The 19,912-nt window shown below is 42.2% G+C and carries 13 protein-coding genes; 5 read left to right on the top strand and 8 right to left on the bottom strand.

Annotated elements, in window-relative coordinates:
* Positions 1 to 144: 144 nt before the first annotated feature.
* The 5 genes from ONT08_RS13420 to ONT08_RS13400 form a co-directional block, all read right to left on the bottom strand.
* Positions 145 to 1,794 carry a vWA domain-containing protein gene (locus ONT08_RS13420; RefSeq protein WP_118201593.1) on the bottom strand — a complete coding sequence of 550 codons (1,650 nt, stop codon included), beginning with the start codon at positions 1,792 to 1,794 and terminating at the stop codon, positions 145 to 147.
* A gap of 12 nt (positions 1,795 to 1,806) precedes the next feature.
* A complete protein-coding gene (locus ONT08_RS13415; protein WP_118086148.1) occupies positions 1,807 to 2,301 on the bottom strand; it encodes a C-GCAxxG-C-C family protein in 495 nt (164 codons plus the stop codon).
* Between the two features lie 45 nt (positions 2,302 to 2,346).
* Positions 2,347 to 3,663, bottom strand: coding sequence for an AAA family ATPase (locus ONT08_RS13410; protein WP_264960179.1), 1,317 nt, complete (start codon positions 3,661 to 3,663; stop codon positions 2,347 to 2,349).
* Between the two features lie 106 nt (positions 3,664 to 3,769).
* Positions 3,770 to 4,783 carry an aspartate-semialdehyde dehydrogenase gene (locus ONT08_RS13405; RefSeq protein ID WP_117662130.1) on the bottom strand — a complete coding sequence of 338 codons (1,014 nt, stop codon included), beginning with the start codon at positions 4,781 to 4,783 and terminating at the stop codon, positions 3,770 to 3,772.
* Between the two features lie 728 nt (positions 4,784 to 5,511).
* Entirely contained in the window at positions 5,512 to 7,098 is a 1,587-nt protein-coding gene (locus ONT08_RS13400; protein ID WP_264960178.1) for an ATP-binding protein, read from the bottom strand.
* A 190-nt stretch (positions 7,099 to 7,288) separates the two neighbouring features.
* Here ONT08_RS13400 and ONT08_RS13395 point away from each other — a divergent pair, with 190 nt between their 5' ends.
* On the top strand, positions 7,289 to 7,459 hold the full coding sequence (locus tag ONT08_RS13395; RefSeq protein WP_181985871.1) for a hypothetical protein: 171 nt from the start codon (positions 7,289 to 7,291) through the stop codon (positions 7,457 to 7,459).
* A 445-nt stretch (positions 7,460 to 7,904) separates the two neighbouring features.
* Entirely contained in the window at positions 7,905 to 9,872 is a 1,968-nt protein-coding gene (locus tag ONT08_RS13390) for a hypothetical protein (protein WP_264960177.1), read from the top strand.
* Positions 9,873 to 10,005: 133 nt separating this feature from the next.
* Here the strand turns inward: ONT08_RS13390 and ONT08_RS13385 are convergent, their stop codons facing one another.
* The gene (locus ONT08_RS13385; protein ID WP_264960176.1) at positions 10,006 to 10,377 is read right to left on the bottom strand and encodes a hypothetical protein; all 372 of its coding nucleotides are present in this window, start codon (positions 10,375 to 10,377) and stop codon (positions 10,006 to 10,008) included.
* Positions 10,378 to 10,668: 291 nt separating this feature from the next.
* On the opposite strand from ONT08_RS13385, the gene ONT08_RS13380 reads away from it, so the two are divergent.
* Positions 10,669 to 11,955, top strand: a complete 1,287-nt coding sequence (locus tag ONT08_RS13380) for an IS1380 family transposase (protein ID WP_264959240.1) — start codon at positions 10,669 to 10,671, stop codon at positions 11,953 to 11,955.
* A 147-nt stretch (positions 11,956 to 12,102) separates the two neighbouring features.
* Here ONT08_RS13380 and ONT08_RS13375 read toward each other — a convergent pair whose 3' ends face one another.
* Both ONT08_RS13375 and ONT08_RS13370 read right to left on the bottom strand, forming a co-directional pair.
* On the bottom strand, positions 12,103 to 13,047 hold the full coding sequence (locus ONT08_RS13375) for a leucine-rich repeat domain-containing protein (protein WP_264960175.1): 945 nt from the start codon (positions 13,045 to 13,047) through the stop codon (positions 12,103 to 12,105).
* A 1,469-nt stretch (positions 13,048 to 14,516) separates the two neighbouring features.
* Positions 14,517 to 16,133, bottom strand: coding sequence for an ATP-binding protein (locus ONT08_RS13370; protein WP_264960174.1), 1,617 nt, complete (start codon positions 16,131 to 16,133; stop codon positions 14,517 to 14,519).
* Between the two features lie 236 nt (positions 16,134 to 16,369).
* Between ONT08_RS13370 and ONT08_RS13365 the strand changes: the two genes are divergently transcribed.
* Together ONT08_RS13365 and ONT08_RS13360 are read left to right on the top strand one after the other, a co-directional pair.
* Entirely contained in the window at positions 16,370 to 17,590 is a 1,221-nt protein-coding gene (locus ONT08_RS13365) for a dicarboxylate/amino acid:cation symporter (protein WP_264960173.1), read from the top strand.
* A 156-nt stretch (positions 17,591 to 17,746) separates the two neighbouring features.
* Positions 17,747 to 19,879 (top strand): cation:proton antiporter, encoded by a 2,133-nt coding sequence (locus ONT08_RS13360; RefSeq protein WP_117586843.1) that lies wholly within the window; start codon positions 17,747 to 17,749, stop codon positions 19,877 to 19,879.
* Positions 19,880 to 19,912 lie beyond the last annotated feature (33 nt).

The following is a 19,912-nucleotide window of genomic DNA, read 5'->3' as shown; positions in this document are numbered from 1 at the left end:
ATTCAAAAAAATGGCGCAAAACCGAAATTCTGCGCCAAATGTAACATATGATAAAGTAATTGATACATTTTATACGTATCTCTTTTATCATCTGATACCCTTTTTCTGCTTTTCTCTGCTTTAATATCTTCTTTAAAATCTTCTTTAATATCTTCGCAGCGGTCGGTACCGGATGGTATAAATCTGATTGAAGTACTCCTTCCAGGTGTTCGGCTCCTTGTCATCATCACGCACGATGCGGATGCCATAGAATCGGGTACCCGTCTCCTTGTATTCCCTGAATCGGGACAGCAGCTGCTGTGGCGGATCGGGAATCAGGAAGTCGGTAATCCAAAGCACATCGGCATTCACGTAATGAAGACCGTCGTTGTCGAGAAGTTCGAACATCTGGTTCATCATCTTCTTTGCCGAAGTTCCGCCGCCGATAAACGGAAGGTGTGTTGTGGTTGGCTGGCGACGGATGCCTCGCCCGGTATGCGCCTGCCCGTCTCCAACGGACGGAACTGCATCTGCTTCGGCTGATTCCATCATAGTGATTCCGATTCTCTTCAACCGCTCTGCCTTCCGCTTCGCCATCAGGTCGATGGCACGGGTACTGACGGAGAAATCTATCAGGAAGCAGTCACGCTCCAAATCTTCTGCCGTCTCTTCCAGCAGAGAGATGAGTGTAGAGGATATCCTTTCGGGCGTGCCATACATACTGGCTGAGGTGTCCAGACAGACAATCATCGGACCCTTGCGGGAGGCGTGGGTAAAGCCGAGTTTGCGGGATGGTTTCGACATTTCGCTCTTATAACGGAAGGTCTGGAGTCTTCGCGTGCGATACTTATATATAAAGAGACCCTCCATATCTTCATCACTGTACTGTGCCAGTTCGAGCGGGAGAAGGGAGTTGAGATCATCGCCCACAGTAATGCCCTCGATATCGCTACCCGTAGAATGCTCCATCTTCATCTCTACGCCCGATGCAATGGTGAGCCTATCTTTGCCGTTGGCATCGGCTACTCGTCCCATCTTCGCCACAATTTCCTTGATTTCGGGATATTTATCCTGAATCTTCACCTGGTTCAGACGGCGTTCAAACTCCGTTTCAGTCCATCCGTTCGTCATCAGTTCCCAGGCTTGTACGGCGCGCTGCTCCGAAACGCCCTTCGTCTTCATGTTGCGGGTTATCTGGTCCATCATGCGCACCAGTCCTGTTTCGAAGTTGTTCTGACGGAGCGAGATAAAGTCCTTCAACTTGTTCAATACCTGATGGTCGATGCAGACCTTCCAGTCTCTTACCAGCCTTTCCCAGTTTTCGGGTTTCGAAGCCCCGTCTCCAGTCATCAGTTTAAGGAAGAAAGGTTTATCGAACCCATCTTCAGCATGTTCCTGTTCCAGCTGGTCGAGCAAAGGGAGCCACACCTGTTCATCCATTCGCTTGAAGGGAGCCCAATCGAGCACATCATCTGCCCGATGACTCTCGGTCCAGGCACGCTGGCGCTGGAAGCGCATGTGATGGACGCATTCCACGATGAATTTTCCCACGCTATCATAGAAAACCTTGCTCTTGATTTTGCTGTTCACCACCTGGCGCACGAATTTCTGCACCTCCTCGCCAGTTTCTGCTATGGTTACTTTCAGAGTAAAGAGATGAATAAGATAATCCTTCAGCGGGTCTTCCTTCAAATTCCAAGGCATGGCGGTGCCTGTCGGATCAGGAATCTTCACCTGTCCCGACTTACAGAAGTCATCCAGCATCTTCAAGTAATACTGCGCCTCCGCCAAGTCCTTGTTATTCTGGTATTTCATGGGAGTAAATCCTTATTTTTTCTCCATCAGATATTCTGCGAAAATTCTTGCAGCGCTCTCCACTTTGGCAGCGCAAGGACGGGTCTTGTAATATTCTGCCGTTCTTGCTGAAGCCACATAGCTGGACTGCGCTTTCTCGTGGCCCTTCAAGCCCAGAATCTCGGCACAGATGATGCTGCCGTTCTGCTCCTTCGATTTAGCAAGCAAATCCTGCACCACCTTATAGCATGCAGATTTACCCTCGCGGTCATCCCCCTCGGTCTGTCCGCAATCCAAGCCAACGAGCACCACGATGCCCGAAACGGCACCGCACATCATTCTCATTCTGCCTACTCCACCACCGAAGCCGGCACCAATGCGCTTCGCCATCTCATCATCAAGACCATATAAATCGGCAAAGGCAGCCACTACCGACTGGCAACAGCCATAGCCCTGCATAAAGTTATCCACAGCCTGGTGAACACGCGCCTCCAACTCTGGAGTCAATATTTTCTGTTCATTCATCATGTTTAGATTCTTTTATATATAATAATGTATAAGTAATAGGGGCTATTAAACCTCATAGAGTTTCATCGTATCCTGACGGGTAAATGCCAACTCCTTATAGAAATCACGGAGATAAGCCGATATTTCCGCCTTATCATCAGCTGATGCGAAGAGATTCTCGCCCAACTGCTTTTCCAACGAGGTCAAGCCATCCGAAAGAGTTTCTATCTCCCCCTCGTAATCCCTGCCATCCTCCGGATTCCTGCGGACACGATGATATTTGATGTCCTCAGCAAGTGCATTCTTCATCTCCACGAGTTTGTCTGCAAAAGGAGAAAAGAGGGCACGGATCACGATGTTTCGGATAGCATCCCGCTCTTCCGGCTCCTGCCACAGACAATGGTAGATAGGAAGCAAATCGCAGATATCCACCTCTTCCCTATCCTGCATAAAGGCAGAAGTGCGAAGCAGGCGGACGATATTCTTCCATCTTCGGTCACTTACATAGATGTTTCTGCGCTCGGCAGCATCATCCACATTCACGGCTCTCAGAGATTTACGGATAGCGGAAATTGCATCGAGCACCTCGATTTTCACGCCAATCTTATCGATACGCTCCGTCCATCCTGCATACTCCTCAGGGGATATTCTTATATCGCACACGGATTTCACAGATCTCACAGATTTTTTCTTTGTATTCTCAGAAATAAACAAATCTCTTTCTGATGTTTCTACTCCCATTGGCATTTGCTTTACAGAAGACTTCTTGGACATAGCATTAGCCTCATCCGTGGAATCAGTGAGATCCGTGTGAGACTCATTAGAATCCAGCAGCATCGCCCGGAAATTCTTCTCCAGTTTAATCGGTCGGCTCTCTATCCTGATAACAAATCGGTCCCAGAGCGCCTCCAGTCCTTCTCCCTTAGCTGGCAACTCATTACTTGCCGCCACGAGAAGTTTCAGAGGAAGATGCATCTCCCGATTGCCGTTTCTAAAGATTTTCTCGTTAATCACCGTAAGGAGCGTGTTCTGGATAGCAGGTCCCGCCTTCCAGATTTCATCCAGGAAAACCACATCGGCTGTAGGCAGATAACCCTCCACCGCACGCTCGTAAGTATCCGAAGTCTTCAGTTTCTGAATGCTCACCGGACCGAAGATTTCATCGGGTGTAGAGAATCGCGACATCAGATACTCAAAGCTCTGAGCATCCCTGAATGCCGTCTTCAACTGTCTGGCCACCATACTCTTTGCCACACCCGGAGGTCCCAGCAGGATGATACTCTCACCTGCCAGAGCTGCCAGGAGTGAGAGCGATATCTCCGTCTCCTTCTCATAAATGCCCCGGTTCATCTCCTGGAGCAAGAGTTTGAATCTTTCAATCATATTCTTACTTTTCTATTCAGAATCGTATAAAGACGAAAAGAAGTTAAGAGATAAAATTCATTATCCCTTAACTTCCTCATATTCTTTTATATAAATAAGGTATGGCTTACTTTACGTTGCCCACCTTAATCAAGTACTCAGCAATCTGAACAGCGTTCAGGGCAGCACCCTTACGAATCTGGTCGCCAGTCAACCACAATGTGTTACCATTGTCATCAGCCAGATCCTTGCGGATACGACCTACATATACATCGTCCTTACCGGCACTCTCCAATGGCATTGGATAAACGTAGTTCTGGGCATCATCCTTTACGGTTACGCCTGGAGCAGCCTCCAAAGCCTTGCGGATGTCCTCTACTGCCAATGGCTTCTCTGTCTCGAACCAAACACTCTCTGAGTGAGAACGGAGTGAAGAAACGCGAACGCAGGTAGCACTGGTGCGAACATCAGAGTGCATAATCTTGCGGGTCTCGTTATACATCTTCATCTCCTCCTTGGTGTAATCGTTAGGAGTCATCTTGTCAATCTGTGGAATGACATTGTATGCCAACTGATGAGGGAACTTATTGATATGCTCAGTCTTACCTGTCTCGATGATATCCTTATACTGCTGCTCAAGTTCAGCCATGGCAGCAGCACCAGCACCTGAAGCACTCTGGTAAGAAGAGATATGAATCTTCTTGATATGGCTTAAGTCATCGATAGGCTTCAACACTACTACCATCATGATGGTGGTACAGTTAGGGTTGGCGATGATGTTGCGAGGGCGGTTCAGGGCATCCTCAGCATTTACCTCAGGCACAACCAGAGGCACGTCGTCGCACATACGGAATGCGCTAGAGTTATCAATCATCACGGCACCATACTTGGTGATAGTCTCGGCAAACTCCTCTGAAGTGCCGCCACCAGCAGATGTAAAAGCAATATCGACATCTTTAAAGTCATCGTTATGCTGCAAAAGTTTGACCTCATAGTCCTTTCCCTTGAAGTTGTATTTTCGTCCGGCAGAACGCTCAGAACCAAACAACACCAAATCATCCATAGGGAAATTTCTCTCAGCAAGGATACGCAGGAATTCCTGTCCTACTGCGCCACTTGCACCAACAATTGCTACTTTCATAATCGAATCTTTTAATTTATAAAGTTGTTATAAGTGTAAACTGTGGAAGAGAAAGCCAGCCTCCTTATCATCTTCATGATTCCTCATTTTCTGATAGCTTCATGATTTCTCATTTTCTGATAGCCGGAAACTGCTTATTTTCTCAAATCCGCTGCAAAGTTAAGACTTTTTCTACAATATCAAGCATAAATTCCCAAAAATTATTGCTTTTTGCTGCAAATTTATCATTTTTGCTTACTTTTCTGCAAGAATATGCAGAAAATTGGAGAAAAATAGTTGCTATTGCGTTTGGCGGTTCAAAAGAAGAATGCAAGCATTCTCATAAAAAATATCAGGAAATCTCGCCTTGGATTGCAACTTTTCACAGGTCATCCCACTAGGCTCGTAAGACCTGCTGACTGCAGTGAGCAGACCTGCTGACTAGGCTCAGCAGACCTGCCGAGCCTAGTGACAACTTTCAAGAAGTTGTATCCTTGTACTCCCGAAGATGGTTCTGTTCACCCGAGGAGACGTATTCTTTCACCCAAAGAGACGTATTCTTTCATCCAAAGAGACATATTCTTTCACTTAAGGAGACGAATCATTCAAGGCACGGAGACACATCCATCAATGTTTCGATTACCATACTTCTATTATTCCAATAGGTTCTTTACCTGTACGTTCAAGACAACTATTTCTTACCAAGGTTTCTAGCTTTTCAACCATCTTGCGCTTGGTTTCCTTATTACCTACTTTACTTTCCACCCATCAATGGTTCCCGTCTTCGACGAGAAGTTGCAGCCTATCTGATAAATCTTTCTGCCATCTGCTGCATATTCCCTGGCATAGCCCATATCCTCTATCTGCTTCAGGGCTTCTTCAGCCGAACCATCACGCTTGAATTCGAAGATGTAGATATAGTTCTGGGTCTCAACCACGCAATCTACCCTACCTTCGCTTTGCTGCTTTTCGATGAACACCGTGAAACAGCTGATCATTCTCAATACGAGATAAAAGGTATATTGGAAATAACGCTCCTTCTCGCGCTCATCGTCCTTACGACGCTGGTTATAAGGAATGCTGGCAAAGAAGGAAGTCATCAGATTCTCCAACTGATGGCAATCTCCCTTCGACATCACATCTATTACCTGAATAACCCAGGCATCCGTTGACTTCGATGGCTTCAGATAACTGGAAGCTACCAGCGTCAGGAAACCGCTCCTCACTTCATCATTCGGGAAATCCAGGAGATAGGAATCGGTATCCATATTCCAGTCCTTAATGGTAAGATAACCGCTCTGATAAATCATTGGCAACGGTGCTTCTACATCTGCCTTGTAGTCGATGAAACTACTCGTAGGATAAAACCTGTTCACCATCTCGTTGATGTTCTCATCAAAATGAGACAATAGGCGAACAAGATAGGTTGGCGAACCGGTGCGGAACCAATAATCTGCCAGGATCTTCTTACTCAAAGCATTCAAGATACTGAAAGGATTATAGATATCAAGCATATTAGGACTGAAGTGATAACCGTCAAACTTCCTTTTCAGTTTGTATTTCATTCCTTCCTCCGTCGTCTTGTATCTCACGGCCATCGCCTTGATTTGTTCATCAAAGGTAGAATACAATTCCTCTTCCGTAATTCCACAAAGTGCCTCGTAATGCTCATCCATACTGATGTCGTTAGGCTGATTGAAACCACTGAACACGCTTACCTGCGAGAACTTTGTGACACCCGTTAGCAAGACAAACTGCAGGTCATCATCCGCTTCCTTGAACACAGAATAAACGCCTTTAAGAAGATTACGATTATAATCCTCCAAAGTCATCTTTCCATATTCATTCTGCACAGAAATATCCATATCCATCACATCAAGCAAAGGCTTGTCATACTCATCGATGAGTACAACTGCTCTTACTCCAGTTTTTGCGTGAGCTTTCTTGAGTACGGCTCGAAAGCGACTACTTAAAGTCTTGGCAAGTTCATCCTTTCCATAAACAAGTTCAGCACGGGCAACAAATTCCTCCAAAACATGCTCCAGGGTATAAGGCTCAATATAATTTTGTCCACCAAAAGAGAGATGAAACACCGGATATTGCTTCCACTCCTTCTCCAGTTTGTCGATGGCAAGCCCTTTAAAAAGTTCCTTCTTGCCCTCGAAATAGCATTTCAAGGTAGATACGAGCAACGACTTTCCAAATCGTCGAGGACGACTCAGAAAGTAAATTGTTCCATTATGAACCAAATCATAGATCAAGCCTGTCTTGTCCAGATAAACATAGCCATCCTTTATGATTTTCTCAAAGTCTTGTATTCCTATAGGATATTTCATATTGCTGCCTATTTTAATATAACTTGGTGCAAAGATACAATTTTATTTTCATATATCCTTGGTTTACCTATCGTTATTTTGCATGAAAGATTCAAAGAAGGAAGAAACCTGCACAAAACTTTGGTGATTTGATAAAAAACTCGTACCTTTGTAACAGACTTATAATCATTAATCATAGGAGGATTTAAATATGGCAAGACCAATCAAAGAAACGCCAATTCTCTATGGCAAAGCAGCACGTAAATTTGAAGAAGAAATGCAACGTGTAGAAAACATGACCAGAGAGGAAAGAAAGGCTAACAGAAAAAAAGTAGAAGAGGGATGTTCTGCATTTCTTAAAACTGTAAAAGTTTGCATTTAAGCGATATGAAACGGATTCAAGACACTACTTCCTGAGGAAGATAACGAACATACAAGAAGTATGTATTTTGGCATTTTGTCTCTTAATGATGAGTCATAATCTACTTAAAAGAGTTCTTGCAATCCTCGTATAATATACCTCCTAATGTCTATTCATTTGGTCATCAGGTTTATCTTCTGGCTTTTTTGTTGCTGTACTGATAGGAAACACAGAAAAATTGTACTTTTGTTGTCGATATTTAAGAAAAAAGAGTCAATGTATCAATATTTTTTGTACCTTTACCGACAAAAAAGAATATGGTTGTCCGCTAACTTGATAACGATTGGCTTACGAACAGATTATTCGCAATGGTCAGTTAATGGCAGGGTGACAAACAGAAGCTCTGATTATTCTTATGGTTGGAACAGTTCAAAGTCAAGAGATAAATAAAAATAGATATACATTTATGGAGAAGTTTGAAATATTTAAATTAAGGCTTTGTAAAGGCTTATTTGATGGCATTATATCTGATTACATATTAGCTGTAGTTAAGAATACAGAGCATATTTTAGAAGTACCAATATTAGCTGAAATTTTAGATGATTCTTATGTCACGAAGTTTAAAGACTACATTCATGACAATGACCTAAAGTTTCAAATAGATAATTGTGTACTGTTGCCTGAGAATTTACGTTTTATCTATGGTAGCGTGTCTAAATTTAGTCTTAATGGTGAATACGTGAGAAAATTCAATAATTTCTACAGCAGTATCAGAACTGTAAAATACAATTCTGTAGAATATAAAGACCTTTATACTGGACAAGTTCCTGATGGAATAACGTTAAATGGTCCTATTGCTCTTAATGATTTACCCCCCATAGTCTATACTGAAATATCTGTATTTTGCGCTCGTGATGATAGAAGATGTTTAGCAGATATTGCCGATAGAATACGTAAACGCTATTATTTGCCGTTTTCTGCAACATCATTTCCTTGTGTTTCTCGCTCGGAATTTGATAAAAGTATGTCTGATAAGAGTAATAAAAATAAGAAGTTACAAAGTGAAAGTGTATATAAACTATATAATGTTCGAGTTCAACCAGACAGAAAACATTTTCGTGTAAACCTTTATAATGAGCATTGTGTATATGAACCTGACACTATAGATTATGAACTATGTGACTCCGTTTGGTGGGCTTCAGAGTTACTACCATACCAAGGTCGTTCTGCAAATATTCCAGAGTATAATAGTGAAGGTTTACCACTGGGTATTTTATGGGGACATAATATTTTAGGTAATCTTTCTTTTCAACCTAGTTATCAAATAATAGGTGAGAATCGTCAGATTAGGACAGATAAATATGGTTATCATTATAAAGATTCTCAAGTATGGGCTTTTTGTTTAGTATCGAAAGTTGACGAATATGGTAATTGGGTTTATATTAAAGGATATGATCCAATATATCAAAGAATGCAGATAGAAGAGAAGAAATATAAACCAACACCAGAGGCTATAGAATCAGAAATAAATGATATATATGTTGAGGATATAGATTTAGAAGAATATCGCCATAGATTCAGAAATAGTGATTTTTCAAAATCGGTTTCTGAGTCAACCTCATCTATTGAATATGTTGATTTTAATGTTAGGTATGATAAGTACTCTTCCTATAGTATGTATCCTTTTATATGCCTACCTATTATGGAAACACCTATCATGCCTTATAGAATACAAAAAAGAGTTTACAATCGTGGGATTCAGGAAGATTCATTTGAAAAAATGCTTTCTCGATTCATAAAAGATCCTTATGAGGTCAAATCTGATATTGGTTTGGTAAATGACATTGACTTATGTTATGAACCCGATATTGCTATTGTTCATCAGGGACATCCTCATGTTCATATTGATATAGAGATTGACGAACCTTATTCTGTTAATAACGAACCAATTCATTATATTGAATGTGATAATGACCAAAAAAGGAACAAATATTTTATTGATCATGGGTGGATTGTTATTCGTTTTTCTGAGAGACAGATTACACTTTATCCTAAAGGTTGTTTAAAAATAGTCGAAGACGTTTTGTCATCAATAGATTCTACGTATTTGCCTGAAGAAAATTCTTTAAATGAACAAATTGTCTCCGAAAGACACTGGTCACTTGAAGAGGCCCGTCAAATGATAGCAGCAAATGAGAGGTCGACATATTTAGGTTTAGACATTATGCAAAAGTCTGTCCCAAATAGTGGTGAAACATTCCCAAAACAACAACTGACAGAATCAGAAAAACGTGTTAGAGCGGAAGTAAGATCTCAGAATGAGTCAGACTTGCAAAGGGAAGAAATACAAGAATTATCATTTTCTGCCCAAACAGGCAAAAAAGCATCTTGGTGGCGAAGAATCTTGCGTTATTTTATAATGCTAAAAAAATAGATAGTAATAAAATGTGATTTTAGAAACCCATCTTTGATATATAAACCAAGAACGCAGGCTGTGCGAATTCAAAAAAAAGAGTTTGACGCACATTTTCAGTGCATCAAACTCTTTATTTTTTATCTACAATAGTTTATTTTACTGCAACCTTGATTGCATTATCACCGAATTTTGCAATAACCATGGTTTCTGATACAGCGCAGGATGCGGTACCGTCTACGGCAGAAGATGAGCCGATAAGCTTGCCATCAGCTGCATAAAACTTAACCACCTCGCCATTATCAAGACCCGAAATGCAGACGATGCCATCATGAGCGGAAGCCACAACGCCACGGGTTCTAGCCTGATAGATGTTGGTTGTATTCTCCAGGTTGGCATTGACCCAATATAGGGTTGCCTTAGCCTTTTCGGATGCAGAATAGCCATCAGCTGTTGCATATACAGATATGTCATAAGCTGCTGAAAGAGATACATTACCGTCTTCGCAAAGTGCATCTGTAGCCATATCCTTATCACTGATAGTATAGTGATACTTTGCTCCTGCAGTTTCGCTAGAGAACTTTAATTTACCTGCACCATAAAAGATTGCTGGAGTGGCACATGGGGTAACAGGTTTATCGTCATCACCAGATTCGTTTGGATTCCAGGCAGATATATTAATCTAATTTCCGCAACACTATAATTTAATATTTTTTATAAGCACCTGAGCAACAAAAAGTTGCTCAGGATTTTGCCATGTCAGAAATTTCACTTATCTTAGTGTTGCAAAATAAAAACAAACAAAATTCTGAATGACATGGCAAAAGTACAAATAAAATCTGAGAAACTCACTCCTTTTGGGGGAATTTTTTCGATTATGGAGCAATTTGATGCTCTTTTAGCTCAAACCATAGATTCCACCTTGGGATTGAGATGCACTATGTTTGGTTATCAATATAGCGAGATTCTACGCTCTCTGATGTGCGTATATCTTTGTGGTGGCTCATGTATTGAGGATGTTACAACTCACCTGATGAAACATTTATCTCTTCATCCAACTCTTCGCACTTGCAGCGCAGACACCATATTACGTGCTATCGAAGAACTGACCTTTAAGAGCATCACCTATAAGTCTGCTTCTGGCAAATCCTATGATTTCAATACTGCAGACAAGATGAACTGCTTACTGGTCAATGCCCTGCTTGCTACTGGTCAATTGAAATCCGGTCAAGAGTATGATTTTGACTTTGACCATCAGTTCATTGAAACAGAGAAGTATGATGCAAAACCAACCTACAAGAAGTTCTTGGGCTATAGTCCAGGTGTAGCTGTCATTAACGACATGATTGTTGGTATTGAAAATAGAGACGGCAACACAAACGTGCGCTTCAACCAAAAAGAAACTTTGGAAAGAATCTTCAAGCGATTGGAGGCTTCGGAAATATATATTTCTCGTGCCCGCATGGATTGCGGCTCATGTTCGGAGGAAATCGTAGATATGGTAGAGGCTCATTGCAGGTATTTTTATATTCGTGCCAACAGATGCTCTTCTTTCTACGATTCCATGTTTGCCTTAACTGGATGGAAAACTGTTGAAATCAACGGTATTGAGTTTGAGTTGAATTCTATCCTTGTTGAGAAATGGAAAGGAAAACCGTATCGTCTTGTCATACAGAGACAAAGGCGAATAGATGGAGACCTTGACATTTGGGAAGGCGAATATACCTACAGATGTATACTGACTAACGATTACAAGTCGAGTGCAAGAGACATCGTGGAATTCTACAATCTTCGTGGTGGCAAGGAACGCATCTTCGATGACATGAACAATGGCTTTGGCTGGAATCGATTGCCAAAATCGTTCATGGCACAGAATACTGTATTCCTGCTTATGACAGCTCTCATCAGAAACTTCTACAAAGCTATTATGCAGAGATTGAAAACCCATGAATTTGGATTGCGTGCCACCAGCAGAATCAAGACCTTTGTTTTCAAGTTCATCTCTGTTCCTGCGAAATGGATTAAGACATCACGTAGGCATGTATTGAACATTTACTCAGACAACAATGCTTATGCCAACCTGTTCAAGACAGACTTTGGTTAAAGACCATGCTTTTCTGGTTAAACCAGCGTATTACCTCAAGTCGCTTTATGGGGTAAGGGGATTTTGTGTCTGCGACATTTCTGTTGTGCAAGAAATATGTACAATAAAATGAATTTTGTCGCTTTGCAAGCAAAATCCCACTAAACCCTATAGGTTGCGGATTTGAGGATTAATAAAATCAGAGCCGAAAGTTTTCTTAGAATCCTGAAGATATTCCGCTGGGACTTTTATTTCTATATAGTTTGACAACCCCATGCTAGAGTAATCACATGTTGGTGGTACACCTTTAAAAAAAATTGTATTAAGTTTTACACAGTTTGTGAAGGTACGATATTCTCCTATCCATTTTACTGATGCGGGAATAGTAATGGAAGTCAAACTACTGCAATACGCAAAACATAAAGAACCAATAGATGTTACGGATGCAGGAATGGTTATTGAAGTTAAACTACTGCACCCATAGAAACAAGCTTTACTCAACGATGTTACAGATGGCGGAATGGTTATTGAAGTTAAGCTTTTGCAATCCCAAAAACAACTCCAATCCAAAGAAGTTACTGATGAGGGAATAATTATTGAAACTAAACTACTGCAACCATAGAAACATTCATACCCCAATGATGTAACAGATGAAGGAATATTGATAGATGTCAAGCTACTGCAATTCTTAAAACAACCTTCTCCCAAAGACGATACAGATGAAGGAATGACTATAGAAGTTAAGCTACCACATTCCTTGAAGCAACGAACACCAATTACCGTTACAGTTGAAGGAATTGTGATGGAACTCAAGTTATAACAGGCACTAAAACATTCTGCTCCTAAAGTTACAACAGAATATTCCGCTCCATCTGTGCCTTTTATTTTTCCAGGAACAACAATATCTCCAGCATATTTTCCATTCGTTTTAGGTATGAGTATTGCTGTCTTTGTCTCTGAATCTAATTTGTAATTTAGACCATCTATTTCTTCAGCAAATGCACTACTAGTGGTCAGAACGAGCATAACCACCATAATAATAAAGCTCTTAAAAGAGTTGTGGACTGATAGGCTTTTGCCTGCTAGTCCGTTCTTAAACGTAAAATGTACCATAAACAAATATTTTACTAATTCAACAATATCAGATTATTCAATAACGATCATCCAAATGGTTTGGATTGTATCTTGGCATAATAGCTTTTTCCAACACCATAAGCATACCTCTATCCTCAACTTGTTCCCAGAAGTTGCATTAGTTACTAAATTTAAATGAAATGGCGTGGGACTATTGTTCTGTCGCCGAAATAGAGGTTGTGGAAAGACCTTTCAACTAGCAACATACAATAGCCCACGCCAAAAGGTATATCGGCACCTTCCCCCTATAGAGAAAAGGATATAATAATCCCATAGCGTGAGCCGTATTGCAGTTCGTCATAGTTGAATTTTGAAATTTCCACATTTCTATTTCAAGACTTACATTCAATACGCTCATCCATTTGAGTCTTCATTGTAGCCGTTCTTTTCCGTCTACTCCAACTCTGACCGCAAAAGTAAGCAATATTCTTGATACTGCCAAACTTTTAGCCACTTTTTTATCGGAAGAACTTGATTTTTCTGAAAAGGATAAGAAAAAGGCATCGGATGGTACCACTACCGAAAAGATAGCACTTCCACATTCCTATTTCATGACGGTTCCAATGCCCATAAACCTCTAACTTACCTATCCTACAAATATCAAAACCTACCTTGTATGAAATGCCATTCTGTATGTACCAAATGACAAAGAGGAGGCGTCATAAGTCTAAATTATAGTTGGCGCATAACAGTTGGCCTACGCATGCACATCACCTGTTGTGCAAGCGCATATCAGCTGCTATGCAAGCGCACAACAGCTGTTGTGCGACCGGAGATACTAACTAACTCAAAAACATATACTATCTTTTCTAACAACTTATATTATGTTTTCCAACAACATATCAGCAACATTCCAACAAACAAAAAAGGGTGAATCATTTACTTATGACACACCCTCTTTGCTAAATCAGACACACAATTGATCTTATCTTATAATATTATACTCAAACTCATAATCCCCATTCTTCAGCCATTCGGGAACATCTTCCCCATTTTCCATAAGGCCTTATTCCTCCTTTTTTTAGTTCAAATTACAATTGCAAAAATACCTCCCGTCAATATTTATAACCAAAATTCATATACCTACAAGTTTGGAATCTAGCGATAAAAACAAGAGGATTGAGAGGCCGGAATTCTCTGTTTTCTGCTCTATATTAAGAACAAGACCTATAGTTGTATGACTATAAAGTTACAGTTGTACGACTATACATGCTATGGTTGTACAACTGTAGAGTTATGGTTGTACAACTATAGGGGTTATAGTCGTACAACTACAGATTTTCCTCAACGGCATCATCTTGTCAAGAAATCACAAACATCTGATTATCAACAAGTTTCTATTCTTCTTCATATTTACGATATTTTCAAAGAACCCAGAAGCATCTGAAAATATGAGAATTTCAGGCAAGCTAATGTAAAAAAGTTTCATTCTTAACAACGCCACATCACTACATCTTCAGGATATTCTTACAGATTACCCACTTCATTTTCCACCCATCAATGGTTCCCGTCTTCGATGAGAAGTTGCAGCCTATCTGATAAATCTTTCTGCCATCTGCTGCATATTCCCTGGCGTATCCCATATTCTCTATCTGCTTCAGGGCTTCTTCAGCCGAACCATCACGCTTGAATTCGAAGATGTAGATATAGTTCTGGGTCTCAACCACACAATCTACCCTACCTTCGCTTTGCTGCTTTTCTATGAACACCGTGAAACAGCTGATCATTCTCAATACGAGATAAAAGGTATATTGGAAATAACGCTCCTTCTCGCGCTCATCGTCCTTACGACGCTGGTTATAAGGAATGCTGGCAAAGAAGGAAGTCATCAGATTCTCCAACTGATGGCAATCTCCCTTCGACATCACATCTATTACCTGAATAACCCAGGCATCCGTTGACTTCGATGGCTTCAGATAACTGGAAGCTACCAGCGTCAGGAAACCGCTCCTCACTTCATCATTCGGGAAATCCAGGAGATAGGAATCGGTATCCATATTCCAGTCCTTAATGGTAAGATAACCGCTCTGATAAATCATCGGCAACGGTGCTTCCACATCTGCCTTGTAGTCGATAAAACTACTCGTAGGATAAAACCTGTTCACCATCTCATTGATGTTCTCATCAAAATGAGACAATAGGCGAACAAGATAGGTTGGCGAACCGGTGCGGAACCAATAATCTGCCAGAATCTTCTTGCTCAAAGCATTCAAGATACTGAAAGGATTATAGATATCAAGCATATTAGGACTGAAGTGATAACCATCAAACTTCCTTTTCAGTTTGTATTTCATTCCTTCCTCCGTCGTCTTGTATCTCACGGCCATCGCCTTGATTTGTTCATCAAAGGTAGAATACAATTCCTCTTCCGTAATTCCACAAAGTGCCTCGTAATGCTCATCCATACTGATGTCGTTAGGCTGATTGAAACCACTGAACACGCTTACCTGCGAGAACTTGGTGACACCCGTGAGCAAGACAAACTGTAGATTAGCATCAGCAGCCTTGAAGACACTATAGAAACCTTTCAAGACCTCACGATTCCAATCTTCCAACAACCGTTCTTCACCCTTTATTGATGTTTTGATTTGTGTATCAAGCACATCCAATATTGGCTTATCATACTCATCAATTAAAACCACGGCACGAAGTCCTGTTCTCTCATGAGCAGCTTTCAATACATATTCAAAACGACCTCCTAAGGAATCCCTGAAAGGACTTTTACCATATATCATCTCTTGCGATGCAACAAAGTTTTCTAATATGACCTCAAGTTCTCCAGGATTAGTGAAATTATTACCATTGAAATCGAGATGAAACACAGGATATTGCTTCCACTCCTTCTCCAGCTTGTCGATGGCAAGCCCCTTGAACAGTTCCTTCTTTCCCTCGAAATAGCATTTCAAGGTAGATACGAGCAATGACTTTCCAAATCGTCGTGGACGACTCAGAAAGTATATATTGCCATTTTGCACCAAATCATAAACGAGGCTAGTTTTATCAAGATATACATATCCACCCTCTATGATTTTTTCGAAGTCTTGTATTCCTATAGGATATTTCATATTGCTGCCATTTTAAAATCTTTCGGCAAAGTTACAAAAAATAATGATACAAGCAAAGGAATAGCCCGAAAAAAATAACGAGATTGCAAAATACCATATTTGTGGGATTGCTGACAAGGAAAAAAAATAATACCTTTGCCTTTTGAAAATAATAGTTTAAAATCATGGTAGAAACAATGAATAATATTGGAAATAGACAGCCGAATAGCAATGCTGGCTGCAGTAAGCAAAAAGGAGTGAAGAATAAGCAAACCCGGCAGCTGGTACTATGGATTGGCGCTTTGATAGTAGGCGCCGTCTTGGGGATATTCGGCATCAGCTGGCTGGATGGTCTGATGAACTTCATAGCCACGGTCTATACCCGCTTATTCCAGCTTCTGGCAGTACCAACCATAGCCTTGGCAGTTATCACTACCCTGGCATCCTTGGGCAACCAGGCAGATACCGGTAAGATATTCCGCCACGCCATCACCTACACCCTGCTCACGACGATAGCAGCTGCAGCAGTGGGACTGGTGCTCTACAACATCGTTTCTCCAGGCAATTTACCTACAGCCTTGGTGCAGAGCGGTATGGCAGATGTTCCCCAAAAGCTGGGAGAAACCAGCTATTATGACCATATTCTTGGAGTAATACCCAACAACATCATCAAGCCGTTTGCCGAAGGAAATGTACTCTCTATCCTGATTTTGGCGGCAGCAGCAGGTATTGCTTTAACCAAAATGCCATCAAGCGATAAGAAAGAAGTCGTGATGAAGGGATTGTTTGGATTACAGGATCTGCTTTTCATGCTGATTCATGGATTAATCTGGGCTCTGCCTCTGGGTATCGTTGCCTTTGCAGCACAACTCTCAGCCCAGTTCTCTGCGGGTATCGTGATGGCTTCTCTAGGAAAGTACGTAGCTGTTATCCTGGGAGGTAATGTCATTCAATTCTTTATCATCCTTCCGCTCTTCCTCTTGGCAAGAGGCTTGAACCCTGTGCGTACACTGGGCAAGATGATGCCGGCAGTATTAATGGCTCTGTTTACAAAGAGTTCTGCTGCTACGTTGCCGGTGACGATGCAGACAGCAGAAGACAGACTGGGAGTTTCCAATCAGGTTTCCCGCTTCGTATTGCCTATCTGTACTACCATCAACATGAATGGTTGCGCTGCGTTTATCCTCGTAACATCCTTATTCCTGATGCAGAATGGAGGAATGCCTTTACCTTGGACTACGATGATTCTCTGGCTCTTCATTTCAGTTATCTCAGCAGTGGGTAATGCAGGAGTACCGATGGGATGTTATTTTCTTACCCTATCTCTGATGTCCGGCATCAATGCTCCTATCGGCATCATGGGCATCATCCTGCCAATCTATACCATCATCGACATGATTGAAACGGCAGAAAACGTATGGTCAGATTCCTGTGTCTGTGCCATGGTGGATAGGGATATGAAAAGATTGAAACAATAGTGAGCATGCAAAAATATCACCATGATAGTAGGATAAGGGCAGAAAAACTTTGTGCTTTCAAGATTTATTCGTACTTTTGCAGTCAAAAACAGAAAGGGAGGGATGAATGCTGATGCAGAAATCCCTCTTTAATTATAACAAAAAAGAAGAAAGCCTATGTTCCATATCGCTCAATACTTCCCTATCACAGACCCTACGTTGATATTCTTCGTAGTGCTCCTCATCATCCTCTTTGCCCCTATCATCATGGGTAAACTCCGTATCCCGCACATCATCGGAATGGTGCTGGCAGGTGTGCTCATAGGCAAATACGGACTGAATATCCTGGAGCGCGACTCTTCGTTTGAGCTCTTCGGAAAGGTGGGACTCTATTACATCATGTTCCTCGCCGCACTGGAGATGGATATGGAAGGCATGAAAAAGAACAAGTCGCGACTGCTTATCTATGGCCTGCTCACCTGTTTTATTCCGTTCTTCCTCACCTATGGTATGAGTATCTGGCTGCTCCACTACTCTGCCAAGGCTTCCTTCCTGCTGAGCTGCATCATGGCATCCAATACGCTGATTGCCTATCCTATCGTTTCGAGATACGGACTGCAACAGAAACCGAGCGTTACGCTGAGTGTGGGGTCGAGCATGATTTCGCTGCTCATAGCCCTGATTATGCTTGCCGGACTGGTAGCATCGTTCAGCAAGCATGACGGCGTACTGTTCTGGGTATTCTTCACCCTCAAGTTTGCCGCCTATTGTGGCGTGATGATCATGCTGATTCCCCGACTTACAAGATGGTTTTTGCGAAGATACAGCGATGCGGTGATGCAGTTTATCTTCGTACTTTCGATGCTCTTTATGAGTGCGGCACTTTCGCAGATAGTGGGCATCGAGGGCGTTTTCGGTGCTTTCTTCGCCGGTCTGATATTAAACAGATATATTCCGCATGTTTCGCCACTGATGAACCGCCTCGAGTTTATCGGCAATGCCCTCTTCATTCCTTATTTCCTGATAGGTGTGGGCATGCTGATCAATATCAATCTGCTGTTTCAGGGCAGTCATATTCTATGGGTCGTGTTCTGCATCGCCTTCTTCGGAACCCTGGGCAAAGCCATCGCAGCCTATATCGCCTGTCTGGGTTTCCGATTGCCGCTTTCTTCGGGTCACATGATGTTCGGACTCACTTCGGCTCATGCTGCCGGAAGTATCGCCATGGTGATGGTGGGTATGCATCTGCTCGTAGCACCGGGCACTTACCTCGTCAACGATGATATGCTCAACGGTGTGGTTATGATGATTCTGATTACCTGCATCATCTCATCCATCCTTACCGACCGGTCTTCGCAGAAGATTATCCTGAGAGACAAGGAACTGCCTGATGCGGAAGACGACAAGAAGGTGAGCGATGAGAAGATTCTGGTTCCGGTGAAATATCCAGAATATGCCGACAACCTGATGAGTCTGGCGTTTCTGGTGAGAAACCAGAAACTGAACAGGGGACTCATCTGCCTGAATGTGGTATATGAAGACAAGGACATGCGATACAACCAGGAACAGGGAAGACGGATTCTGGAACATTGCAGTCAGCTGGCTGCAGCCACCGATGTGATGACGCAGACCCAGGTTCGTATTGCAGCCAACATCGCTAACGGCATCAAGCATGCCTTCAACGAGTTCCAATGTTCTGAGATTATCATCGGAATGCACATGCATCCTGAGGTTTCGCCGAAGTTCTGGGGAGAATTCCACCAGAGTCTCTTCAACGGATTGAGCCGACAGATCATCATGGCACGCATCAGACAGCCGTTGAATACATTGAGAAGAATACAGGTAGCCGTACCTTCGAGAGCAGAGTTTGAGCCGGGTTTCTACCGCTGGCTGGAACGCCTTGCCCGACTTGCCGGCAATCTCGACTGCCGCATCCAGTTTCATGGCAGAGAAGAGAGTCTGGCGCTCATCAATGAATATATCAAGAACCGGCATCCGGAAGTGCGTGCCGATTATACCCAGATGATTCACTGGAACGAGTTGCCGCAGCTGGCTTCGCAGATATCTCCAGACCACCTGTTCGTGGTAGTAACCGCCCGTAAGGGAACCGTATCTTACAAGACAGCACTGGAGCGTCTGCCGGAGGAAATAACGAAATACTTCTCAGGTACCAACCTGATGATTATCTTCCCCGACCAGCATGGTGATTCCTACGGCGACCAGCTTACCTTCGCTGAGCCTCAGCATCAGGAAGAGATCAGTGCTTACGAATCATTCCTGCAATGGTTTAAGAAGAAGTTCAGAAAATAACAAATTTGTTTTTATCAAAAAGAGTCTTATTAC

The sequence above is a fragment of the Segatella copri genome (genome assembly GCF_026015465.1).
Classification (GTDB): domain Bacteria; phylum Bacteroidota; class Bacteroidia; order Bacteroidales; family Bacteroidaceae; genus Prevotella; species Prevotella copri_E.
Note: the sequence above shows the minus strand (reverse complement) of the source record. Positions and strands in the feature narration are given on the sequence as shown.